The sequence below is a fragment of the Bradyrhizobium sp. USDA 4504 genome, assembly GCF_054063995.1.
On record NZ_JBSSGV010000001.1, the window covers coordinates 8,110,483 to 8,126,371 of the forward strand.

General features: G+C 63.2%; 15 protein-coding genes. 12 read left to right on the plus strand and 3 right to left on the minus strand.

Annotated elements, in window-relative coordinates:
- Position 1: 1 nt before the first annotated feature.
- From ACVMB1_RS37990 to ACVMB1_RS38040, 11 genes are all read left to right on the plus strand, one after another.
- Complete coding sequence (locus ACVMB1_RS37990) at positions 2-556, plus strand: HD domain-containing protein (RefSeq protein WP_076824896.1); 555 nt, start codon at positions 2-4, stop codon at positions 554-556.
- A 1-nt stretch (position 557) separates the two neighbouring features.
- Positions 558-2,273, plus strand: a complete 1,716-nt coding sequence (gene ureC, locus ACVMB1_RS37995) for an urease subunit alpha (protein ID WP_076824898.1) — start codon at positions 558-560, stop codon at positions 2,271-2,273.
- A 111-nt stretch (positions 2,274-2,384) separates the two neighbouring features.
- Positions 2,385-2,684: a putative quinol monooxygenase gene (locus ACVMB1_RS38000; RefSeq protein ID WP_024581875.1), complete on the plus strand. Its 300-nt coding sequence runs from the start codon at positions 2,385-2,387 to the stop codon at positions 2,682-2,684.
- A 24-nt stretch (positions 2,685-2,708) separates the two neighbouring features.
- Positions 2,709-3,008, plus strand: coding sequence for a putative quinol monooxygenase (locus ACVMB1_RS38005; protein WP_028342270.1), 300 nt, complete (start codon positions 2,709-2,711; stop codon positions 3,006-3,008).
- Positions 3,009-3,015: 7 nt separating this feature from the next.
- Positions 3,016-3,633, plus strand: a complete 618-nt coding sequence (ureE, locus tag ACVMB1_RS38010; protein ID WP_076824900.1) for an urease accessory protein UreE — start codon at positions 3,016-3,018, stop codon at positions 3,631-3,633.
- Positions 3,614-4,351 (plus strand): urease accessory protein UreF, encoded by a 738-nt coding sequence (locus ACVMB1_RS38015; RefSeq protein WP_076824902.1) that lies wholly within the window; start codon positions 3,614-3,616, stop codon positions 4,349-4,351. Before ureE ends, ACVMB1_RS38015 begins: the two co-directional genes overlap by 20 nt.
- Before the next feature lie 257 nt (positions 4,352-4,608).
- Positions 4,609-5,853 (plus strand): IS4 family transposase, encoded by a 1,245-nt coding sequence (locus ACVMB1_RS38020; RefSeq protein WP_229193590.1) that lies wholly within the window; start codon positions 4,609-4,611, stop codon positions 5,851-5,853.
- Between the two features lie 138 nt (positions 5,854-5,991).
- Positions 5,992-6,630: an urease accessory protein UreG gene (ureG, locus tag ACVMB1_RS38025; RefSeq protein WP_028334695.1), complete on the plus strand. Its 639-nt coding sequence runs from the start codon at positions 5,992-5,994 to the stop codon at positions 6,628-6,630.
- A 427-nt stretch (positions 6,631-7,057) separates the two neighbouring features.
- Positions 7,058-8,719 carry a CHASE domain-containing protein gene (locus ACVMB1_RS38030; protein ID WP_050387210.1) on the plus strand — a complete coding sequence of 554 codons (1,662 nt, stop codon included), beginning with the start codon at positions 7,058-7,060 and terminating at the stop codon, positions 8,717-8,719.
- A gap of 179 nt (positions 8,720-8,898) precedes the next feature.
- Complete coding sequence (locus tag ACVMB1_RS38035) at positions 8,899-9,927, plus strand: cytochrome-c peroxidase (protein WP_076824906.1); 1,029 nt, start codon at positions 8,899-8,901, stop codon at positions 9,925-9,927.
- Between the two features lie 505 nt (positions 9,928-10,432).
- Positions 10,433-11,416: a hypothetical protein gene (locus ACVMB1_RS38040; protein ID WP_076824949.1), complete on the plus strand. Its 984-nt coding sequence runs from the start codon at positions 10,433-10,435 to the stop codon at positions 11,414-11,416.
- Positions 11,417-11,436: 20 nt separating this feature from the next.
- Here the strand turns inward: ACVMB1_RS38040 and ACVMB1_RS38045 are convergent, their stop codons facing one another.
- Positions 11,437-11,802, minus strand: coding sequence for a methylamine utilization protein (locus ACVMB1_RS38045; protein WP_076824951.1), 366 nt, complete (start codon positions 11,800-11,802; stop codon positions 11,437-11,439).
- A gap of 217 nt (positions 11,803-12,019) precedes the next feature.
- On the opposite strand from ACVMB1_RS38045, the gene ACVMB1_RS38050 reads away from it, so the two are divergent.
- A complete protein-coding gene (locus ACVMB1_RS38050) occupies positions 12,020-14,926 on the plus strand; it encodes an EAL domain-containing protein (RefSeq protein ID WP_141342493.1) in 2,907 nt (968 codons plus the stop codon).
- An 85-nt stretch (positions 14,927-15,011) separates the two neighbouring features.
- On the opposite strand, the gene ACVMB1_RS38055 is transcribed toward ACVMB1_RS38050, so the two are convergent.
- Together ACVMB1_RS38055 and ACVMB1_RS38060 are read right to left on the minus strand one after the other, a co-directional pair.
- Positions 15,012-15,560, minus strand: coding sequence for a sigma-70 family RNA polymerase sigma factor (locus ACVMB1_RS38055; RefSeq protein WP_016847265.1), 549 nt, complete (start codon positions 15,558-15,560; stop codon positions 15,012-15,014).
- A complete protein-coding gene (locus tag ACVMB1_RS38060) occupies positions 15,560-15,763 on the minus strand; it encodes a NepR family anti-sigma factor (RefSeq protein WP_018269610.1) in 204 nt (67 codons plus the stop codon). The genes ACVMB1_RS38055 and ACVMB1_RS38060 overlap by 1 nt, the downstream gene beginning before the upstream one ends.
- Between the last annotated feature and the right edge of the window lie 126 nt (positions 15,764-15,889).

Sequence of the window (15,889 nt, forward strand, 5' to 3'; positions counted from 1 at the left end):
CATGCTTCCCGCTGTCCGCATGGTCTCCGAAGCTGCCGAGCTTGCCGCGCACCGTCATAACGGGATGGCGCGCAAGGGGCGGGGGAGTGAGCCTTACATCAACCATCTCGCCGAGGTCGCGAATCTGCTCGCGCAGGTCACTAACGGCACCGATGCCGAACTGGTGGCTGCCGGCTGGCTTCACGACACCATCGAGGACTCCGAGACCACGCGCGAGGAGCTCGCGCAGAAGTTCACCGCGCGCGTTGCCGATCTCGTTGTCGAGTGCACCGATGACATGAGCCTGCCAAAGCCTGCCCGCCGGCAAAAGCAGATCGAGGATGCTCCGCACAAATCTCCCGGTGCAAAGCTGATCAAGATCGCCGACAAGATCAGCAATATCGGCGCGCGGATCGTGCCGCATCCGAGCAAGGACGAGCGCGATGATCTCGCCGACTATGCGGCCTGGGCCGACAAGGTCGTTGCCGGTTGCCGGGGCATCAATCCGCGGCTCGACCGCATTTTCGACGACACGATTGCGCGTGCCAAGGCCGCGCTGACTGAAACTGGGGGCTGACATGTCCGTGAAGATCAAGCGTTCCGTCTATGCCGACATGTTCGGTCCAACCACCGGTGACAGGGTTCGGCTTGCCGACACCGATCTGATCATCGAGGTCGAGAAGGATCTCACCACCTATGGCGAGGAGGTGAAGTTCGGCGGCGGCAAGGTGATCCGCGACGGCATGGGGCAGTCGCAGGTGACCAGCGCGCAAGGCGCGGCGGATACCGTCATCACCAACGCGCTGATCGTCGATCACTGGGGCATCGTGAAGGCCGACGTCGCGATCAAGGAGGGCATGATCGCGGCGATCGGCAAGGCCGGCAATCCGGACATCCAGCCCAATGTGACCATCATCATCGGCCCCGGCACCGACGTGATCGCCGGCGAAGGCAAGATCCTCACCGCCGGCGGTTTCGACAGCCACATCCATTTCATCTGCCCGCAGCAGATCGAGCACGCGCTGATGTCTGGCGTCACCTCGATGCTAGGGGGCGGCACCGGTCCGTCGCACGGCACCTTCGCCACCACCTGCACGCCTGGCCCTTGGCACATGGGGCGGATGATCCAGTCGTTCGACGCCTTCCCGGTCAACCTCGGCATCTCCGGCAAGGGCAACGCCTCGCGTCCGGCGGCGCTGGTCGAGATGATCAAGGGCGGCGCCTGCGCGCTGAAGCTGCATGAGGACTGGGGTACCACGCCGTCGGCGATCGACACCTGTCTCTCGGTTGCCGACGACTACGACGTCCAGGTGATGCTGCATTCGGACACGCTGAACGAATCCGGCTTCGTCGAGGATACGGTGAAGGCGTTCAAGGGTCGCACCATCCATGCCTTCCACACCGAAGGCGCCGGCGGCGGCCACGCGCCTGACATCATCAAGATTGCCGGGCTGAAGAACGTGCTGCCGTCCTCGACCAATCCGACCCGGCCGTTCACCCGCAACACCATCGACGAGCATCTCGACATGCTGATGGTGTGCCATCACCTCGATCCGTCGATCGCCGAAGACCTCGCCTTCGCCGAGAGCCGGATCCGCAAGGAGACCATCGCCGCCGAGGACATCCTGCACGATCTCGGCGCGCTCTCGATGATGTCGTCGGACTCGCAGGCGATGGGCCGGCTCGGCGAGGTCATCATCCGCACCTGGCAGACCGCCGACAAGATGAAGAAGCAGCGCGGGTCGCTGCCGCAGGACAAGGGCAACGACAACGACAATTTCCGCGTCAAGCGCTACATCGCCAAATACACCATCAACCCCGCGATTGCGCACGGCGTGTCGAAGCTGATCGGCTCCGTCGAGAAGGGCAAGATGGCCGACCTCGTGCTGTGGTCGCCGGCGTTCTTCGGCGTCAAGCCGGATTGCATCATCAAGGGCGGCTCGATCGTGGCGGCGCCGATGGGCGATCCCAACGCCTCGATCCCGACGCCGCAGCCGGTGCATTACCAGCCGATGTTCGCCGCCTTCGGCAAATCGCTCACCGCATCCTCGGTGGTGTTCACCTCGAAGGCCGCGGCGAGCGGCGGTCTCGCCCGCAAGCTCGGCACAGCCAAGAAGCTCTATGCGGTGCAGAACACCCGCGGCAAGATCTCCAAGAAGAGCATGATCCACAACGACGCGACGCCCGAGATCGAGGTCGATCCCGAGACCTATGAGGTACGCGCAGACGGCGAGCTGCTGACCTGCGCGCCGGCCGAGGTGCTGCCCATGGCACAGCGCTATTTTATGTTCTAAAACCCGTCCCGGTAACCAGAGCGTTTTCGAGCGAAGTGGATTTCCGGTTCGCGGAAAGAAAACGCGTCAAAACAAGACTCAAGCCAAAACAGAAAACCGGGAGGAACTTCCGTGATTTACGTCGTTGCTACGCTGACCATCAAGCCCGAGACCCGCGCCGAATTCATTGCTGCGGCGACGGCCTGCATCAAGGAAACCCGCAAGGAGCCCGGCAACATCGCTTACGATTTGCATGAGAGCGTCACCGACCACAGCAAGATGGTGTTCGTCGAGCAGTGGGAGAACGCGGAGGCGCTGGTGCCGCATCGCACCGCCGAGCACATGAAGACGTTCGGCCGGGTCGCGGTGAAATGCATGGCCGCGCCGCCGAAGATCGAGGTGATCACGCCCGAGAAGGTCGACGTCCGCTAACGAGAAAAAGAAGGGAGATAATCCATGATCTATGTCATCGCCACCACGCCGATGAAGCCGGAGAACAAGGACGACTTCATCAAGGGGCACAAGGCCTGCACGGTCGAGACCCGCAAGGAGAAGGGTTGCATCTCCTATGACGGCAATGTCAGCGTCAACGATCCCAACCTCTATGTGGTGGTCGAGCGCTGGGAGAGCCGCGAGGATCTCAACGGCCATGCCAGGGCGCCGCACATGAAGGTATGGCGCGAATATTCCGCTAACATGAAGACCGGGCCGACGGTGATCGAGATCATCAGCGACGCCAAGGTCGAGAAGCTCTGAGGCATCGATGATCCGCGCCACCAAAGTCCTGGGACAGCACCGCTGGAAGGAAGCGCCAGCCGATACCGTCGTGCTAGATTTCGACGACCGGCACCGGCGGCGGATGGTGATGTCAGGGACGCGCGGGCTCGAATTTCTGCTTGATCTCGAAAACGCCGTCGCGCTGCGCGGCGGCGATGCGCTGGTGCTGGAGGACGGCCGCCTCGTCGAGGTGGTCGCAGCTCCCGAGCCGCTGGCGGAAATCCGGGGCAGCGATCCGCATCATCTGATCCGGGTCGCCTGGCATCTCGGCAACCGTCATCTGCCGACGCAGATCATGCCGAAGGGATTGCGCATCCGCAGGGATCACGTGATCGAGGCGATGGTGAAGGGGTTAGGGGCCCGTGTGATCGAGATTGAGGCGCCGTTCGATCCCGAGGGCGGCGCCTATGCCGAGCATGCGCATGCCGACGAGCACGCGCATGGTCACACCGGGCACGATCATGCCCACAGCCATGCCCATGATCACGGCCACCACCATGGCCATGATCATGGGCCTGACCATGACCACGACCATCATCATGATGAGCATTGCGAGCATGCTCATCATCACCACGATCACTCCCATGCTCATGACCACAAATGAGCCTGATCCCGCCGCGCTGCGCGGCGGGATGGCGGAGGATGAGGCGGCCGCGCTGTACCGGCTGATGACATGGCTGTCGCCGTCCTTTCCGGTGGGGGCGTTCGCCTATTCCAGCGGCATCGAATGGGCGGTCGAGGCCGGCGACATCACGGATGCCGCGTCGCTGCGCGGCTGGCTCGCCGCGATGCTTTCCGACGGCAGCGGATTTTGCGACGCTGTGTTTCTCGCGCAGAGTTTTCGTGCGGCGTTGCAGCCCAATCATGCCGGGCTGGAGCAGGTCGCCGAGCTTGCCGCGGCCTTCGTGCCGTCGCGCGAGCGGCAGCTCGAGACCACGACGCAGGGGCGCGCCTTCATCGAGATCGCCCGTGCCGCGTGGAATTCGCCCGGCCTCGACGCGATGATTGCGGCTTGCAACGGCCCTGTCGTCTACCCCGTCGCGGTCGGCATCGTCAGCGCTGCACACGGCATTCGGCTTGCGCCGGCGCTGCACGCCTTCCTGCATGCAGTGACCTCGAACTGGATTTCCGCGGGCAGCCGGCTGATCCCGCTCGGGCAGACCGACAGTCAGCGCGTGTTGGCCGGTCTCGAGCTGGTCGTTGCTGCGACCGCGGCGCGGGCCAATGCGGCCTCGCTCGAAGATCTCGGCGGCGCGACCTTTCGCGCCGATCTCGCAAGCCTGCGTCACGAGACGCAATACACGAGGCTGTTCCGGTCATGATGCATCTTCCGCTGTCGTCCCTGCGAAAGCACTAGCGTGTCTACACGGTTTTGGGGCGCGACAGATTGACTCGGTGCAGCAAGAAGTGGCGTCTCTGGAGCATGTTGTATGATTCTCTCACTGGCGCTTTGATTCGAAGGAGCGCCAGCGATGCAGCCGGATTTGTCTTTGGGTGAGTTCGGGGACGTTCGTCTCGACAAAAGGGGGCGACGCTTCTCCGGGCTATGCTTTGCACGCGCAGCGTCTGCTTGCGCCAGATGGCCCGGGGCGATTGGGCTGCCAATATGGCGTTCTGGCGGTTTGTGAACAACCCCCAAGTCACGATCGATAAATTGATTGAGGGCTGGAGCGCGCAGACGCGGACTGCGGTCAGCGGGCGTCATGTGCTGGCGATCCAGGATACGAGCGAGGTCAAGTTCCAGACCCAGGCGGGACGGCGGCGCGGGCTGGGCAAAGTCGGCAAGGGCAATGCTCGCGGCGTGCTGTTGCATGCGATGATGGCGGTGGATGCCGACAGCGGGGTCTGTCTTGGCCTTACTGGCGGCAACGTTTGGACGCGCAAAGGCAAGGTAAAAATCCCGCATGAGCGGCGCGCCTTGGCCGACAAGGAGTCGGCGCGCTGGGTGACGGCCGCCGAGCAAGGCCGCGACGTCCTGGCAGATGCCCGCATGATCACCGTCGTCAACGACCGCGAGGGGGATTTCTTTGCTCACTGGGCGCTGACGCCAGCCGAGAATGTCCATCTTCTGTCGCGTGCCATGCACGACCATGCGCTGGTCGATGGCGACACACTTTATCAGGCGGTCGAGCGGAGCCGCTTCTGCGACAACGCGGTGATCGATCTGCCGCAGCGAATGGATCGGCGCGGCCGGCAGGCCCATCTCTCGATGCGCTTCGGAACCGTCGTGCTCAAGCGGCCGCAGAGGCCCGGCGTCACCGACTTGGCGGAGGGCATCAAACTCAGCTTCGTAGAAGTGGTCGAGTTGCATCCGCCGAGAGGTGCGGAGCCCATTCGCTGGCTGCTCCTGACCACTCATCCGGTCGCCACCGTTAAAGACGCCTGGCAGATCGTCTCCTGGTACCGCCAGCGCTGGATCATTGAGCAACTCTTTCGCTCGCTGAAGAGCCAGGGTTTGCGCATCGAGGATAGTCAGATCGAGAGCGCCGAAGGCCTGATCAAGCTCGTGGCGGTCGCCACCAGAGCGGCATGTATCGTCATTCAACTCGTTCAGGCCCGCAACAGTGGCGAAGAATTGCCGGCTGAATTTGTCTTCACCGCAGAAGAGATCGAGACGCTCAGGGCCATCAACAAAACCATGAAAGGTCGCACCGAGCTTCAGAAAAACCACCATCGCCCCAACACTCTTGCTTGGGCGGCATGGATCATCGCAAAACTCGGCGGATGGACCGGCTACGCCTCCCACCGTCCACCTGGACCAATCACCTTCCACACCGGAATGGCCCGCTTCCAAATCCTCGCAAATGGCCCGACAAACGTGTAGATGCACTAGTGCGAAAGCAGGGACCCATAACCACAGGGGGTGGTTGTTGCGGATGGTGTCGGCCACTGGACCCGGTTGAGGGATCACGCGGTATGGGTCCCGGCTTTCGCCGGGACGACAATAGAGGGACTTGTTGATATGCCCACTTCCCACGGCCCACTTCGTGTCGGCGTCGGCGGCCCGGTCGGCTCCGGCAAGACCGCGCTGATGGACCTGCTCTGCAAGTCGATGCGCGAGCGCTACGACATCGCCGCGATCACCAACGACATCTACACCAAATGGGATGCCGAGTTTCTGGTGCGCTCCGGTTCGCTGACGCCGGACCGCATCGCCGGTGTCGAGACCGGCGGCTGTCCGCATACTGCGATCCGCGAGGACGCTTCGATGAATCTCGCCGCGGTTGCCGACATGCGGGCAAAATTCCCCGACCTCGATCTGGTGCTGATCGAATCCGGCGGCGACAATCTGGCGGCGACCTTCTCGCCGGAATTGGCCGATCTGACGATCTACGTCATCGACGTTGCCGCCGGCGACAAGATCCCCTCCAAGGGCGGCCCCGGCATCACGCGATCCGACCTCCTGGTGATCAACAAGATCGATCTCGCACCCCATGTCGGTGCGTCACTCGAGAAGATGGACACCGACGCCAGGCGGATGCGCGGCGAGCGGCCCTTCGTGATGACCAACCTGAAGAAGAGCGACGGCCTCGATCGCATCATCAGCTTCATCGAGACCAAGGGCGGCCTTCGGTCGCAGGGCAAGGTCAAGGCGGGTTAGGCGTTAATCATTGTGGCGGTGCGAACCCTTATCCCGTCATCCCCGCGCAAAGGCTTCGCCTTTATCGCTGGAGGCGCGAGCAGAGCGAGCCTCGAAGGATAAACGGCCACCGGTGGGCCGTTCATCCTTCGAGACGCGCTGCAGGATGACGGTGAGGCACTTGGCTGGATGTCGCTGGCCGCCGCAAAAAAGCTGCGCAATCGCCGGAACAATTTCCAACTTTGCCGATTAGCAACCTTTGGCGCCGCCAAAGACCGCCGGGTGGCGTCGTCGTTAATGCTGCCGACCGGCTCCTGTTGCGGACCGATGATCGCTATTCCATATTCCTTTGCGGCGGGCCTTCATCGCATCCCGATTTGTCGCCGCCCTTGCAGAAGCCAGATGACTTCCGTCCCCTTTCGCCACCCCCTGATTGCCGAGTAAGCGTGTGGTTCGACTGGGCTTCATCGTTGCCTTGATTGCGCTGATCGGAGTTCTGCTCTCCGGTCTTGCCGCCTATCGGGTGCACGATCAGGAGCTCGCGATCGACGGCATCGCGCTGGCGCGGGCGATCGACGTCCATGCCAGCCTGGTGCAGGACCGCCTGACCGAGCGCGAGCTGCTGGCGCGGGTCGCCTCCGGGCTGTTCCGGGCGCCGTCGATGGTGAAGGCCAACATGCTGCAGCCGCTGCGCTCGGCGATCTACGCCTTCAAGACCGATTTCGTCGTCGCCGCCTGGATCGCGCGGCTCAAGCCGGACGAGCTCGCCGCGGCGGAGGCCGAGCTGAAGGCCAACGGCTTCACCAATCCGACCATCCGGGATTTCGACGACCAGGCGCTCGACCTCAAGGCGCTCGACAAGCCGATCAACGTGCTGATGGACGTCGAGCCGCGCAATCCGGAGACCTTGAGCATTCCGGGCCGCGCCTTCGACCGCCACTCGGTGGTGGGCCCGATGCTGGCGCGGGCGATGGCCAACGCCAAGCCGGTAGCCTCCGACCCGGTGCCGCTGTTGCGGCAGAACGGCCCGGTCGGCGTCGTGCTCGCCGCGCCGGTGTTCCAGGAGGGCGCATCCGAGCCGGCCGGCTTCATCACCTTCTCCTATGAGCTGTCGTCGCTGATGCTGACCAACGACGATAGCTCGCTGTTCGCGGTGGCGTTGAAGGATCCGCGCGACTCCAACGACGAGTTCACCGCCAACGAGCAGGGCATCGTCACCTCGCGCGCGGTGCGCCAGGACGGCCCGCTGCCGTCGATGGTGCGCACGGTGACGTTCGGCGGCCGTGACTGGTCGCTCGACTATTACGCCAAGAGCAACGCCACGGTGCGTGCGCAGCAGACCGCGACCATCGTCGCGGCGATCGGCCTCGCGCTGACCGGCATCGTCTGCGGCCTGTTCGGCTATGTCGCCTATAACAATTTGCGCCTCAGCCGCGAGATCGAGGTCCGCATCGGATTCGAGCGCCGGTTGACCGCCGTGATCGACGAGCTCAACCATCGCGTCAAGAACATCCTCGCGGTGATCCAGTCGATCGTGACCCGCACGCTGCGGCACGGCGCCGATATCGATGTCGCGCGCGAGCTCTTGATCGGGCGCATCCACGCGATGTCGAACGTCGTCACGCTGCTCAGCGAGAGCCAGTGGCAGGGCGTCAAGCTGAAGGGCCTGTTCGAATCGCGCGCGATCCCGCATGCCGACCGGATCGCGGTGAACGGTCCCGACATCACGGTCAGCGCCCGCGCCGCCCAATCGCTGTCGCTGCTGTTCTTCGAGCTCGCCTCGCATTCCGACGAAGGGCTGTCGCTGGTCGGCAAGCACCCGCACATCGTCGCCAATTGGGAGGTCGTCGGCGAGGATGCGGACTCGGTCTTTCATTTCCGCTGGGAAGAGTTCAACACCAGCCAGGCGACGCGGCGAGCCGACAGTGATTTCGGCCTGATCCTGCTCGACCGCGTCGCGCCCGAGGCGCTCGGCGGCACCGCGAAGCGCTATTTCACCGACGTCTCCTATGTCTATGAACTGACCGCGCCGATGGACACCGTCGTCGACATGACCGAGCGCGACCGCACCGAGCAGTTCTCCGCGCCGCTGCGCCCGGTGAAGAAGTAGCGACTGCCTCAGGTTGTGTGATCGGATCGACGCGCGGATTGATCGAAATCACGCGCGCAAGCATGCGCCGGCGTCATCGTGACCAATGCCCACTATCAGTAATAGACCGCAACCGATTGTTAAAACTTCGTTGAACATGCTTGGGCATATACCGAGCAGGATACCGTCTGAGGACCCCGATGAGGCTTTGGGTCAGCCTGACCTTGCTCGCGGCAGTTTTGCCGGTAGGGCTGTCGCTTGCCTTGACTCCGGCAGCGCCGCCCGGCGACCCTGCGACAATCCGTGCCAGCTATCGGAGGCCGGACGTCGTTCCGTTCCCGAGCAGCAATCCCTATTCGGAGGCGAAAGCCGCGCTTGGGCAACTGCTGTTCTTCGATCCGCTGCTGTCGAGGTCAAAGACACACTCCTGCGCGAGTTGCCACAGGCCATCCCTTTCATGGGCCGATGGCCTTCCGCGCGCCATCGGTGAGGATCCCAAGGGCCTGCCGATCCGCTCGCCGACATTGATCGATGTGGCCTTCTTCGAGCCGCTGGGATGGGACGGCAAGTTCAGGGATCTGGAATCCGTTGCGTTCGGGCCGATCCTCAGTCCGGCGAACCTGAACATGACCGAGCCGGAATTGATTGCGCGACTTTCGGCGATCCCCGGCTATGTCGATGCCTTCGCCCACGCATTCGGAGACGGCGCGATCACGCGGCCGAGGATCGAGGCGTCATTGGCGACCTTCGAGCGCTCCATCGTCGCAGGCGAGGCTCCGTTCGACCGTTGGATCAAGGGCGACGACACCGCCATCAGCAAATCAGCCCAGCACGGCTTTGAGCTTTTCAACGGCAAAGCACGTTGCTCGGCTTGCCACAGCGGCCCGTCGTTTTCCGACGGATCCTTCCAGGATATCGGCACCGCCAAGGGCCATGACATCGGGCGCGGCCGTTTCTTTCCGACCTCGGCGAAGCTGAAATATGCGTTCAAGACGCCGACATTGCGCGACGTCGCGCGCCGCGCGCCCTATATGCACGACGGATCGGTGGCAACGCTGGAAGATGTCATCGAGCTTTACAACAAGGGTGGGATCGATCGGCCGAGCCGATCGCCCGACATCAAGCCGCTGTCCCTGACGGCAGACGAGAAGAACGACCTTATCGCCTTCCTGCAAACCCTGACCGCGACGGCCCCGCCGGTGGCAGGCGTCCCCAAACTGCCGCGCTGACCTCGGCTCAACGCGGTTCAGAACGAGGTTCGTTTCAGGACAGGTGCGGCAGCGCCGCGCCCAGGAGGCCGAGCCCCACGATCACGAATGCGCCCGCGCAGGTCTCGAGGGTCGCTGTGCGCGCAGCGGACGATCTTGTCACATAGGCGAGGGCCGACCCCACCCCGATACTTACGACGCTCAACGCTCCGAACACTGTACCGGCCTCCCGATCCGATTTGTCCGGATTTCACTACGACAGTTGAATTGAGCTCCCGTGCCGGAATTAGCTAAAATTTGAGGCAACCGGCTGTAAAGACTGCACTAAGGGACAGGCCGGGGGCCCGCCCGCCACGATTAACCACAATGCAACCACGGGATGTCCCGGCAGGCGCAAAGCTTAAAATTTGATATAAGTTAAACAAGTCCTTAAAGTGTGTGGGCGGTTGGTTCAATGTTTAGTGGATGGGCGCGAGATACCGTCTCGGCGGTGCGCTCCTTTTTCGCCACGTGCCTTGCAGCGGTTCTGTTTTGTGTCGTCGCCGCGCGCAGTGCCGAGGCACATGTCAAATGGTTTTGTGCCTACGATGTCGCCGGCCAGCCCCGCGGACTCGAGAATGTCCTTTGCCTGGATTTCGAACTGCTGCTCGGTGTCGCCATCTTCTGGCTGTTTGCGGGTTGCCTGATCGAGCCCACCTCGCTGGGTGACGCCACGATCCGGGTGATGGACCGCGTCACCGAGGGGCTGCGGCTGCGCACCGAATTGATGATGCGCGCCGTGTGCGGGTTCTTCTTCATCTCGATCTGGGCCGTGGGCGGCATCCTGCTGACGCCCGAGTTGAAGACGACGTCGCCGTATGTCGGCGCGCTGCAGCTTGCGATCGCTGCCGGGATGCTGTCACGACGCACGCTGCCGCTGTCGGCGGCGGGGATGGTGGTTCTGTTCGGGATCGGCGTGCGCGACTACGGTCTCTTTCACCTCGCCGATTACCCGATCTTTCTTGGTGTTGCCGCCTATTTTGCACTGGTTGGGCTGAACAAGGATTTGTTCGGAATCCGGCCGATCGACGTGATGCGCTACGCCGCCGCGGTGACGTTGATGTGGGCCTCGGTCGAAAAATGGGCCTATCCGGAATGGAGCTTCCCGCTGCTGATCGAGCATTCCGCGATGACGCTGGGCTTCGACAACGAGTTCTACATGCGCGCCGCCGGCATGGTGGAATTCACGCTTGCCTTTGCCTTGATCTGGACGCCGCTGATCCGGCGCTGCGCCGCAACCGTGCTGACGGGGATGTTCATCAGCGCGTGCTTCGAATTCGGCAAGATCGACACGATCGGACACTCGGCAATCATCGCTGTCCTGCTAGCGATTGTCGCCGACAACAAGGTGTTGTCGCGCGACCGTCGTGCGCCGTGGCTCGCCCCCGTCGCGCTCTGTGCCGCGCTGTCGGTGACCTTGTTTGTCTATTATTTCGGCCACGCTGCGATCTTCAAGACGTCGGTCCTGTAGATCGCCGCCGCCTGGGGCGGCTATTTGGCGACGTGGACGGCAAGCTTCATCTTCGGGTGAATGCCGCACAGCACGGTGTAGTCGCCGGGCACCGAGAAAGTGACGTCGAACTTGCTGCCCGGCTGCTGGTCACCCGAGTCGAAACTGAACGTATCAGTGCTCAAATAAGCGTGATGCAGCAGTTCGCCGTCATCGTTAACGAACCGTAAAACCTCACCCCGCTTGATCGAGATCTGCGCGGGTTTGAATTCACGATCCTTCTGCGAAATGACATAAGGGGCTGCGCCCAAAGCTGCTCCAATAAGCGCTCCAGTGACGATCGCCGCCGCAAACGGCAGGCGGCCGAACTGGCCCAGGCGCAAGGCGCGCAACAAGCCTGACTGCATGAGACCCCCGCTGAACCTCGAACACCAAATATCGGCTATCCCGGGCTGCAAATGTGGCTCCCGGATCACCTGTAAGGGTGATTATCGCCAGCTGATCTTAACGATTTCAGCATGAGTTCCAGTCACTACTAAAGCAATTTTGAGCAGACAGTTATTTTCCGCAGTGCTGCGCGTTTCTGCGTAGCTTGAGTATCGAGCACTACGGCGAAACGCGGGCATGGACAGCCTATTTGGCAACCTCAAGGTAAAGAGCGGTGCGGCCTTTCGGTTCGCAACCGTCCGCCTTTCGCGTCTTGCCCTGACCAAGGGTTCGATCCGCAGCCAGATTCTGATTTTTTGCCTTGCGATGAGCGCCGTTGCGGTCGCCCTCGGCGGGTACTCCATCCTCGGCATCCGCCATGCCGGCGATCTGGTGGCCAAGACGTTCGACGAATCCCTTATGTCGATCAACTATGCACGCGCGGCCGGTGCGGATTTCGCCGCGATGCGGGTCGCCTCGTCGCAACGCCTGCTGACCACGGATCCGGAGATTCGCGCCAATCTCGATGGCCAGATTGAAAAGCTCGCGAAGACGCTCTCGGAAGACCTGGCGATTGCTGCCGATCGGTCGCAATCCTCGCGCGCTGCGCAAGCCGCCGCTAAGGTTCAGGAAGCCGCCGACGCCTGGATGGCGCTGCACCGGCGCGCGATCGGATCGTCCACGGAGGGCAGCGCGGCGGCCGATCCGCGCGCACCGGGTGCGACGGTCGGCGATGTCGATCGCTACTCCAAGATTGTCAGTCAGCAGGTCGAGCTGCTGGTCAATTATACGGCCGGCGATGGCTTCCTGTTCAGGCAAAAGGCGCTCTCGACGATCAAGCGGGACCTGCAGCTCAACGTGGCCGGGCTGACCGTCGCGCTGTTTCTGTCGGCGCTGTTTTCGTGGCTGCTGGCGCGCCGCATTATCGGGCCGGTCGCGATCGCATCGCGGGCCGCGCGAAGCATCGCCGGCGGCGACCTCGACGCGACCATCCCCAAGGGCGGGACCGACGAGCTTGGCACGCTTCTGACCGCAATGGAAACGATGCGCGACAACATCCGGCGGATGGTCAATCAAGAAGTATCGCAACGCCGCTCGGCGCAGGCACGGCTTTCCGATGCGCTCGAAACGTCGCGTGAGGGCGTCGTGCTGCTCGACGCGGATGGCCAGGTCGCGCTGGCCAACTCGCGCGCGAGTGAATTCATCCGTCTCTCGCCGCAGCTCCTGCAGTCGAATCCGCTCGATGCCGCCAGGCTGGCGCCTGCCGACGGTGACATCGATGGCTTTGCGAGCGAGGCGCAGCTTGCGGATGGACGCTGGCTGCGCGTCAGCCGCAGCGAGACGCAGGAGGGCGGCGTCGTCCTCGTCTACAGCGACATCTCCGCGCTGAAGCAGCAGAAGGCCGAGCTGCATGAAACCAATCTGCGGCTCGACGCGGCGCTCACGCACATGTCGCAAGGATTGTGCCTCTATAACAGCGAGGCGCGGCTGCAAGTCGCCAACCGCCGGTTCTGCGAGATCTTCGATATATCGCCGGAGCTTGTCGTTCCCGGAATGACCATGGAGGAGGTGCTCGACCTGAGCATCGCCGCGGGCAATCACGGCGAGCGGACCGTCACCGACCTGCTGGCGGAGCGCGAGCGCTCGATGGCCCTGCACGACGGCAATTATCTGCAGCATCTCAGCGATGGACGGATCATTGCGATCGCGCAACGGCCGACATCCGATGGCGGCTGGCTCGTCACCTGCGAGGACGTCACCGAACAGCAACGGGCGGAATCGCAGATCGCGTTCATGGCCCGGCACGATGCCCTGACCAAGCTGCCGAACCGGACGTTGCTGGCCGAGCGGATCGAGCTGGCGGTTGCGCAGGTCGGCCGCGGACTCGGCTTCGCGGTGTTCTGCCTCGATCTCGATAACTTCAAGCAGGTCAACGACACGCTCGGGCATCCGGTCGGCGACGAACTGCTGTGCGCGGTCGCGGACCGGCTCAACGCCTGCGTCCGTGAGGTCGACACCGTCGCGCGTTTGGGCGGCGACGAGTTCGCGGTCATCCAGTGCGGTGTTCAGGGCGGCGACGAGGCCGAACGCCTCGCGCGCCGCATCGTGGAATGCGTGGGTGCGCCGTACGAGCTGAACGGGCATCGCGTCGTCGTCGGATGCAGCGTCGGCATCTCGATGTCGCCGGGCGACGGCACCACCGGCGAGAAGCTGCTGAAGAACGCCGACGTCGCCTTGTACCGCGCCAAGATGGAAGGCCGCGGCACCTGGCGCTTCTTCGAGCCTGCGATGGACGCCAGCCTGCAGCGGCGTCGGGCGATCGAGCTCGACCTTCGCGAGGCGATGGTCAAGGACGAGTTCTCGTTGTTCTACCAGCCGCTCTACGATCTCCATCTCGACCGCATCTGCGGCTTCGAGGCGCTGCTGCGCTGGCATCACCCCAAGCGCGGGCTGGTGCCGCCGGACCAGTTCATCCCGATCGCGGAAGAGATCGGCCTGATCGGCCCGCTGGGAGAATGGGTGCTCAATCGCGCCTGCGAACAGGCGACGACCTGGCCCAGCGAGATGAAGCTCGCGGTCAACGTATCCGCGGTCCAGTTTCGCGATGCCGACTTCACCGACGTCGTCGTCGGCGCGCTCGCGACGTCAAAATTGTCGCCGCGCCGGCTGGAGCTCGAAATCACCGAGTCCGTGTTCCTAGCGAACAGCAACGAGACGCTCGCAACGCTGCACAAGCTGAAGGCGCAGGGAGTGCGCATCGCGCTGGATGATTTCGGCACCGGCTATTCGTCGCTGAGCTATCTGCGCAGCTTCCCGTTCGACAAGCTCAAGATCGACAAATCCTTCGTGCGCGATGCGACCGCGACGCATGGATCGAAGTCGATCGTCCGCGCCGTCATCAGCCTCGGCAGAAGCCTCGGCATGACCACGATCGCGGAGGGCATCGAGACCGTCGAGCAGCTGGATCATATGCGGGCCGAAGGCTGCAACGAGGCGCAGGGCTTCCTATTCAGTCACCCGGTCCCGGTGACCGAAATCGCAGCCAAGATCCTCGAATTGAGAAACGGCTTCAAGCCGGCGTCCGTCAAGGCGATGGCCAGCTGACGGCGCGCTGAGCGTGGCCTTGCAGGCCAACATGAAAAAAGGCGGCCCGCGGGCCGCCTTTTCTCATTTATCGCCGTGGTCGCGCTTAGCCGCCATTGCCGCCGATCACGGCACGCACGGTGTTGTCGGGGCCGAAATCCTCGGCGCTGTCGACATAGAGCAGCGCGGAGAGCTTCGATCGCGCGCGGTTGACGCGGCTCTTGATGGTGCCGACCGCGCAGCCGCAGATTGCCGCGGCATCCTCGTAGGAGAAGCCGGACGCGCCGACCAAAATCAGCGCCTCGCGCTGGTCCTGCGGCAGCTTTTCAAGCGCGGCGCGGAATTCCTCGAATTCCAGATGCGCCGCCTGCGAAGGCTGGCTCTTCAGCGTCTTGGCATAATTGCCCTCGGCATCCTCGACCTCGCGCCGCCGCTTCCGGTAGTCGGAGCGAAACAGGTTGCGCAGGATGGTGAACAGCCACGCGGGGAGGTTCGAGCCGGGCTGGAACGAGTCGATGTTGGCGATCGCGCGCAGCAGGGTCTCCTGCACCAGATCGTCGGCGCGGTCACCATTACCGGACAGCGAGATCGCGAACGCGCGCAGGCTCGGGACCGACGCAAGGATATCGTCGCGAAGTTCATTCGTGAGAGGCATTAGTCCCCTCCATTGTTCTTGTCGGTATCGCCCCCGGCGACGGCCGCCGCCGCAGCCTCCGGCCCGTCGAGTTTGCGGATCAGCTCCGCAAAGCGGTCGGGTACGCCCTGTCGCACCACGTCATCGTACATGGCGCGAAGCTGGTGGCCGATTCTCGATTGAATCTCGGCGTTGAGACCGCCCTGCTTCTTTACTTCCTTCATGATGTGATCCACGCTTCCCCGGGAGTTAAGTCTCTGATTTCCAAGTCGTTTCCTCGAAAAAAGAGGCTGGCCGCGTTGCCTCGTCGGTCTGGAGCTAATGCAAAGTTGCGCAGAAAGTTCCGGAAT